The organism is Okeania sp. SIO3I5, from assembly GCF_010672085.1.
GTDB lineage: Bacteria > Cyanobacteriota > Cyanobacteriia > Cyanobacteriales > Microcoleaceae > Trichodesmium.
Genome location: NZ_JAAHHT010000384.1, coordinates 1 through 5820, shown reverse-complemented (window position 1 = coordinate 5820; position 5820 = coordinate 1). Strand labels below are relative to the sequence as shown.

Here is a 5820-nt window from a genome sequence, read left to right as displayed (position 1 = left end):
TTAGTTATCGTATTACTGAGGAGTAATGAGTAATGAGTAATGAGTAAGGAGTAAGGAGTAAGGAGTAAGGAGTAATATCAAATCCGGTTGAATACAAGAGTGTATTGTTGGGGGAGATGGTCCGATTTAATAATGAACATATACTATATAACCGGATTCTATATAAGAAGAGGTAATATAGAATTCGGGTAATTAGTTATCGTATCGCTCTAGGAGTCAGGAGTCGTAGGGGCGAGCAAGCGAATCGCCCGTACAGGAGAAAGAAAAGATTTGAATAGCAGCGGATTTGATATGACTATTTTAACTAGACAGTACAAAGTTCTTGGAATAGCCATTGCTATCAATGGCTATTCCAAAGCTAGCAATGGATATCAGCAATCCCAAAGTTAGAAACTCTCTAGAAAGAGCTGTATGTGCTGTAAGCTTTTATGAATAATACTTTTAAGAATGAAAGTGAATCTTTTTTTTAGAAGAACTTTGTACTCTCCAATATTTTAAAACTAGAATATTTTATTGAGAAACCCGGTTTCTGCATAAGTGTTAATATAATTAATTTAATGATATATCATTCACCAAATTGTTATGAGCTACTGCATAAATCCTGAATGTTCCAATCCTCAAAATAGTGGCACTCCTTTATTTTGTCAAAGCTGTGGTTCCCAACTATTGCTGCAAGACATTTATCGAGTCATTCGACCCCTCGGTGGCGGTGGTTTTGGTAAAACATTTGAAGTGGAAGACTGTGGGATTCCGAAAGTCTTAAAAGTTTTGCATAATAATCATCCCAAAGCAGTTGAATTATTTCGACAAGAAGCTGAAGTTTTAAGTAGTTTAAATCACCCCGGTATTCCTAGAGTTGAAGCTGATAATTATTTCATTTTTCGACCTAGAAGTAGTCAAGAAGATTTGCATTGTTTGGTAATGGAAAAAATTGAAGGGATGGATTTAGAAAAATATATGAAGCAACGGAACTTTGAACCTATTTCTCAAAAGGCAGCGTTTAGATGGTTAAAACAGTTGATAGAAATTTTGCATGAAGTTCATCAACAAGAATATTTTCATAGAGATATTAAACCGTCGAATATTATGATTAGAGAAAATGGTCAGTTAGTATTAATTGATTTTGGTACAGTCAAAGAAGTTACTCAAACTTATCTCCAAAAATTAGCAGGGCAACAAGTAACAGGAATTATTTCTCCTGGTTATACACCATTGGAACAAGTGAATGGAAAAGCTGTGCAGCAATCTGATTTTTTTGCTTTGGGAAGAACGTTTGTTTATTTATTAACTGGTGAGCAACCTAATAGTTTTACTGAAGATCCTAACACGGGGGATTTAATTTGGCGAAATAGTGTTGAGGTATCAAATGATTTGGGCGATTTTATAGATTATTTAATGAAGCCTTTTCCAGGGCATCGACCTCAAAACACACAAGATATTTTTAACTATTTAAACAATATAAATGAGGGACAACAGAGTTCTAATGTGCCTGAAAATAATCAGAAGCAAGAACAACAAACAGTAGTTTCTTATGCTCCTGAATATGCAGGATTTTATGACCGTTTTTTGGCTTCTATTTTAGATAATATTCTTCTAATAATTGCAATGGGATTATTAGGTAAAATAATTTTAAATAATAAATTTTTGCCTGATGACATAATCAATTCAATAGGTGCTTTTGGATGGTGGATAGGTTGGGGGTCTTTCAGTATAACCACAGGAATTTTCGGTATTATTTTTATGATTTTACTAGGATTAGAGGTAGAAGGATTTGACGATTCATTCTATATAGCTACTCTAACGTTTATCTTATTCACTAATATATTAAAATGGTTTTATTTGACGAGACTTGAAAGTTTACCAAGAAAAGCAACTATTGGGAAAAAAATAATGGGAATTATCGTCACAGACTTAAATGGAAATCTCATATCATTTGCTCGTGCTAATGCAAGGTATTTAGCCAAAACAATTTCGTTAATAACTCTACTAATTGGATTTATCATGGCAGCTTTTACCAAAAAAAAGCAAGGATTACATGACAAGATAGCTGGTACTTTAGTTGTCAAAAAAAAGCCATAATTAAAAGTCAAAAGTTAAAAGTTAAAAGTAAAATTTTATGTAGAATCTAATTATACAATATACAAAAGATTCCCAATATTATGAAGCACAGATATTAACAATTAAATGTTTACAGTGCGGGCATCTTGCCCGCGATTTGTGTACCTCTCTAAGTTAGAATCTGCTTTATATTTATAATTCTATAATTACTTCAATATTCAATCTCCCCTACTGCCCTACTCCCCTACTCCCTTATTCCCCTACTGCCCTACTCCCCTACTCCCTAACTCCCTAACTCCCCTACTCCCTAACTCCCTAACTCCCCTACTCCCTAACTCCCTAACTCCCCTACTCCCTCTACTCCCCTATTCCCTATTCCCTATTCCCTATTTCTTAAAACACACTACCTAATAATGCGTGCTTAAACTCTTTAGCAGTTTTAAAATAAATTTCTGGATCATCAATTAATGCTAAATCAATTACTTCTGCCAATGATTGAGGAACATAAACATTTCTTTGTCTAATTGGTATAGGTTTACTTTGCAATACAGTTAAAATAGGGTCTTTCCCAACAAAATCCCGGGGATATGCACCAGTTAACATATTATATAAAGTTGCCGCCATTGCCCAAACATCTACTTCGGGTTTTACATATTTAAAATCAATCATCTGTTGTCTCGGCATAAACGGAAAAGTACCCCCCTTATTTCCCGTAATTGTTTGCCCACTTAAACCAGCAAAATCCAAAGCTTTTGCTAATCCATAATCTGCTATTTTTACCACTGTTGAACTATTGATATTAGTCAGAAAAATATTAGCTGGTTTAATATCCCTGTGAACCAAACCTTTCCCTTCACCAAAACTACCATCTGCTTTTTTAACATAAGGAATTTCTGCATTATGAGCATATTCTAAACCATCTAAAGCTTGTATAATAATTGGTACTGCCATATTAATAGATAATCGATAATCACAACGCTCCAACAAACTCCAAATACTACCACCATTGCAATATTCTAAAGTGAAAAAAAATTGGCGATCGCTATAACTATAATCTTTCAATTTCACAACATTCTTATGATTTAAAGCCTTAGTATTTTCGATCTCTCTAAAAAAACGACTTATAGCATCAGGATGGGTAGCAACTTCTGGCAATATTGTTTTTAAAGCTATTAATTCTTGAGTAGAATTATTTCTGGCTAAATAAACTTCTCCACAACCACCTTTACCTAGTAATTTAATTGTCCTATAGCCAGGAATTTTAATCATATTATTATTTCCTAGTTTTGCTGGTTCAAGAGATAATTCTACAGTTTCTACTTGAGAAGTTTTGGATATACAAATCATTTCTGGAGGCATCTCTGTTTCAGCTTCAATACTTAGCTGAAAAATAATTGTACCCAATTGAATTTTATCTCCTGATTTTAAATCATATTCAGGAAACAGCATTTTCGCTGCAATTTCAGGGGTATGGTCTGGTTGACGTTGCCCAATTTTTTTACCATTAATATAAGTGCCATTTCTACTGCCAAAATCACGCACTCGCACATCTGGAGGATTAATATCAAGTATGCAATGATAACGAGAAATAGTACGATGTTCTTCATCACTTGGTAGTCTTAGGTTACAGTCTTGATGACGACCGACAATACAGATAGTTCTTTCTTTAAATATAAATTCTTTGCCGATCAGACTTCCTTGGAGAATAGTCAGTTTGACTTGAACAGACATAAAACAATTACAACTTTGATATTTTCTAGATTGCTGATATTAATTATCTTATAAATTATTTTCTCTAATATCATATCCGCTTCATTAGTAATAACAAACAATTTTATTTTATACAACTTGATTTTCTTTGATTCCTTTCCCCCTATTCTCTCCATACCTATTACTTATTCCTTTTACCAGAGTGAGTCCTCAATATTTAATAACAGTTCTTTCTTCATCATTATTTTTCGGCCATTACCAGTAGATAATTACTTCCAGAAAATGGTACAATTTTACTTTTTTCTTAGTTTATGATAATGATATAAAGGGGGTATAGGGGGAGGGATTAATTTAATTATTTGTGTATTTACTCTCAGGAAAATCTGTACTAAAATTCTGGCTGGAAGAATTTTATGATGATAAATTTTTGTCCAGAATTTGTTAAGACAAAACTCTTAATTGTCCAACTATCCAGGAATTAAATAATGCCCTCACAACTTGTGAAAATTCTCAATATAGCACTACGCATTGAGGTTAGGACATTTCTAAATCCTGAAAGCCTTTAAAAGTCTGCTGTTCCCTGTTCCCTCTCTTGGTGCGCGTTCCCTCTCTTGGTCAGCATTCCCTTGCGCCGACAGGCGCAAGGGGTCTGACCGCTTGCGTCTGTCGGCGACGCGGGGTCGCACCGCTGTTCCCTGTTCAGGCTTCGCGTAGCGCTATAACAGTTATCAAGCTGTCAAAAATAATGGAGAATATCTAATTGCCGGATTAACTAAAAATCCCAAGTGTTGACCCCCCAAATATTTTTATGACGATTACGACTCTGAGTTATTTGAAAAAATTTGTGAGTTACCTGAATATTACTCAACTCGGACAGAATTTATTGATAATGGATAATCGATAATTACCTCTGGTTACAACCGCAACGGAATTGAATATAAGGAATATTATTTCTTTTCTCTCTTGGGAGATTGAATATGGCTAGGTTTGCTCAACATCCCATCCTACTTATGCTCCGCAAAGGACCACTTTTTCTCTTGAAATAGAAGGCTTTATACCTTGATTTTTCGGTAAGATTTAGACGTCAGCTCTCAGCAATTAGCTTTGTACAAAATGAAGTTATAAGGCAGTTTTGAAAGACTGAAATTTTATTTTCTACTCTGGCTAAAAGTACATTAACTAACCTTAATTATCTATATAAATATATTATTTATAAAAAAAGGATGGATAATACATAATGGATAATGCATAATTACCTCTCCCTAAAAGGCAGAGGATTGACTAATATCATGTCCGGTTGAATAGTTATAAATAAAAATGGAGGAGTAATGAGTAATGAGGTAGGGACGTTCGCATTAATGCTCAAGCAACGTCCGTACGGAGTCAGGAGGGAAGAAGAGGGAATTTTAAGCTATAAAGAAGAGAAAGTTTTTTTATCACGCTCTTATCCGGACATGATATAAAAGGAAAAAAATTTATTTTTTCCCCTTATAGCAGTTTTCATTAGAGCAACGCCCCAAAAACATTTCGCCGATCAAGGCGGGGTTGCACGACCCAATTTTTTTGATAAAATCTGATAATATATTTAGGATTACTATTTTATTTGATCAAATCTGACAATATATTTAGGATTACTATTATAGGTGAATACTTACTAAGTCTCTAAATCTTAAATATCCTACAAAAGTTACCCATGAAAAAAAATCAATTTCTAACAATATGAACGAGATAAAATCTACTAATCCTACCAAAACTTGATAGTTGTCATACTAACAGTAATCTACGCAAAGATATCCTTGAATATTTTAAGAATGCTTGGCAACTTGAAGAGATTTTGATGAATAGTTTAGTCGCAGAAGAAACATTTTATTTCAATCCCGATCCTTTGAGAAATCCTCTAATTTTTTATCTCGGACATTCGGCAGTTTTCTACATCAATAAATTAATTCACGTGGAATTATTAGAAAAACGTATTAACTCTAACTACGAAATATTATTTGAATTAGGAGTAGATCCAGAAAAACCAGAAGAAGCTCTTTCGCAGCTATACGA

The 5820-nt window shown here is 33.8% G+C and carries 2 protein-coding genes and 2 pseudogenes; 3 read left to right on the top strand and 1 reads right to left on the bottom strand.

The window, feature by feature from the left end:
• The first annotated feature begins 582 nt into the window (after positions 1–582).
• Positions 583–2079 (top strand): protein kinase domain-containing protein, encoded by a 1497-nt coding sequence (locus tag F6K40_RS41220; protein WP_365674239.1) that lies wholly within the window; start codon positions 583–585, stop codon positions 2077–2079.
• A gap of 372 nt (positions 2080–2451) precedes the next feature.
• Here F6K40_RS41220 and F6K40_RS38265 read toward each other — a convergent pair whose 3' ends face one another.
• Entirely contained in the window at positions 2452–3789 is a 1338-nt protein-coding gene (locus F6K40_RS38265; protein WP_293144941.1) for a protein kinase domain-containing protein, read from the bottom strand.
• 774 nt (positions 3790–4563) lie between these two features.
• On the opposite strand from F6K40_RS38265, the pseudogene F6K40_RS38260 reads away from it, so the two are divergent.
• Positions 4564–4647: pseudogene (locus F6K40_RS38260) on the top strand (L-histidine N(alpha)-methyltransferase); the annotation flags it as partial.
• Positions 4648–5605: 958 nt separating this feature from the next.
• A pseudogene (locus F6K40_RS38255) lies at positions 5606–5820 on the top strand (5-histidylcysteine sulfoxide synthase); the annotation flags it as partial.